3 protein-coding genes are annotated in these 2,206 nt (G+C 70.4%); 2 read left to right on the top strand and 1 reads right to left on the bottom strand.

All coding sequences use genetic code 11. From position 1 onward, the window contains the following. The coding region (locus HLK59_RS49650; RefSeq protein WP_206328526.1) for a hypothetical protein at positions 1-312 on the top strand (312 nt) is incomplete at its 5' end. A gap of 102 nt (positions 313-414) precedes the next feature. Next, positions 415-1,920 (top strand): subtype B tannase, encoded by a 1,506-nt coding sequence (locus HLK59_RS49645; RefSeq protein ID WP_171148272.1) that lies wholly within the window; start codon positions 415-417, stop codon positions 1,918-1,920. A gap of 63 nt (positions 1,921-1,983) precedes the next feature. Here HLK59_RS49645 and HLK59_RS49640 read toward each other — a convergent pair whose 3' ends face one another. Next, positions 1,984-2,121 (bottom strand): hypothetical protein, encoded by a 138-nt coding sequence (locus HLK59_RS49640; protein ID WP_171148271.1) that lies wholly within the window; start codon positions 2,119-2,121, stop codon positions 1,984-1,986. Between the last annotated feature and the right edge of the window lie 85 nt (positions 2,122-2,206).

Genomic DNA, 2,206 nt, shown 5'->3' with positions numbered 1-2,206 from the left:
TCCCATTCCAAGCAAAGAGGGCTCGGAGCTGGTGGCTTGAGCCTCGGGAGGCCTCTGGAGGCGCTGGCCTCACCGGTCTGCCGGCAGCACCGCAACAAGCTCGTCCATCAGGCCGCGCTGGTCGCGCGCGAGCCGGGCCGGAACCTGCGGCGGATTCCGCCGGGCACGGTTTGCGAGGGTGACCGGTTTTTCCTCGACGACAGCGACCCCGAAGCCGTGTCGTCGGACGATGTGCTGCGGGCGCGGGCGCGGGCGCGGGCGCGGGCGCGGGTGCGCGGGGTCGACGGGGGAGGCCGGGTCGGGAGTGGCTGAGAAGTCTCTAAGAAGCGGGAGGGATTCGCGGCAAGATTGCTGACAATATTGAGGGCAATTGCTTCGATGGGCCCGTCGAGCCGCGAGGAACAGGAGACTGTCGTGAAGCGCAGAACAATGGTCAAGGGGCTTGCCGGAGCGGCGGCGGTACCGGCGGCGGTCGGTGCGATGTCCGGGCAGGCGCAGGCCGCGGCGAAGGGCTCATCGAAGGGCTCGTCGCAGGCTGCCGCGGACGGCTCGCTCGTCTTCGATCCCGCCGCCTACACCGAGCTCACCGTCGACATCAAGGACACCGAGGGCGTCACCCACCAGGTCGGCTACCGCTTCTACAAGGTCGCCTCGTATGTCGCGAACCCCGTCGACGTCCTCTACCAGTCCCTCAATGTCAGCGTTCCGGTCACCATCGACGGAACCGCCGTCGACGCCCGGAACGCCCCCATCCTCCTCGCCAACTCCGTCGGCGGTTACATGCCGTCCTCCGTGGCGAACAAGACCGGCGTCACCGCCACCGGCATGGGCGGCGGCACCAGCCGGCAGGGCCTCGCCCTCGCCGCCGGGTACGTCGTCGTCGAGCCGGGCGCCCGTGGCCGTACCCTCGTCGACGCGGCCGGTGTCTACTACGGCACCGCGCCCGCCGCGATCGTCGACCTCAAGGCCGCCGTCCGGTATCTGAAGTTCAACAAGGGCCGCGTACCCGGCGACGTGCGTCGGATCGTCTCCTCCGGGGTCAGCGCGGGCGGCGCGCTCTCCTCCCTCCTCGGGGCCTCCGGCGACAGCCCGCTCTACGAGCCGTACCTGAAGGCGATCGGCGCCGCGGACACCTCCGACGCCATCTTCGCCACCGGCGCCTGGTGCCCGATCACCGACCTGGAGCACGCCGACATGGCGTACGAGTGGTGCTGGGGGAGCAACCCGCTCGGCAGCGGCGCGCTCGTCGACCGGACCATCTCCAAGGAGCTGAGCACGGCCTACGGCGACTACTTCGCCTCCCTCAAGCTGTCGGCACGGGGCTTCGGGCGGCTCTCGACCCGCAACCTCGACGACTATCTCCTGAAGACGTTCATGGAACCGTCGGCCACCAAGTACCTTGCCGCGCTGTCGGACCCGGCCCGCGAGACCTACCTCGCCGCACACCCCTCCATCACCTGGAAGAACGGCCGGGCCACCTTCACGTGGGCCGACTTCCTCACCCACGTCGGCGCACGCAAGAAGAACGCGCCGTCCTTCGACGCCTTCGACCTGTCCACCCCGGAGAACAACCTCTACGGCACGGGCACCACCAGGGCCCGCCACTTCACCCTCTACAGCCTCCGCCACGAGAGCGGCGACAGCGCCCGTCTCGACGAGGACATCCCCGCCAAGCTGCACCTGATGAACCCGATGCCCCACCTCCTCGGCAAGGCCAACCCCGGCCGCTCCAGGCACTGGTGGATCCGGCTGGGCACCAGGGACACCGACACCTCGCACACCGTCGCCGGCAACCTCTCCGCCCGGCTGACCGCCCTCGGCGACGACGTCGACACCTCGTACTACTGGGACGCCGGCCACGGCGCCGACCAGGACCCGGCCGACTTCATCAAGTGGATCGCCGCCGTGTCGGGCAAGTGATCCGACCCCCGTACGCCGGAGCCCCCGCGGTCAGGGCGAGGGCTCCGGCGTACGGGTGTGGGGTCACTTGCACGCCCCGGCGGCGGTCCACTCGATGAGGGCGGCCTGCTCCGGGTCGGCGCCGGGGGCGGGGTCCCCGTAGTACGAGGCGTGGCCAGCGGCGCCGTGGGCGGTCGACCGACCGGACGCGTTGCCGCCCACGGTGTGCGCGGCGTCGGTGTGACTGGTTTCGATCCGGCGCAGAACCAGCGCTGTCTCTTACCAACCAACACCCCCGCCGCCGCAA

The organism is Streptomyces sp. S3(2020) (genome assembly GCF_013044505.1).
GTDB lineage: Bacteria > Actinomycetota > Actinomycetes > Streptomycetales > Streptomycetaceae > Streptomyces.
This window is presented reverse-complemented; position numbering and strand designations above follow the sequence as displayed.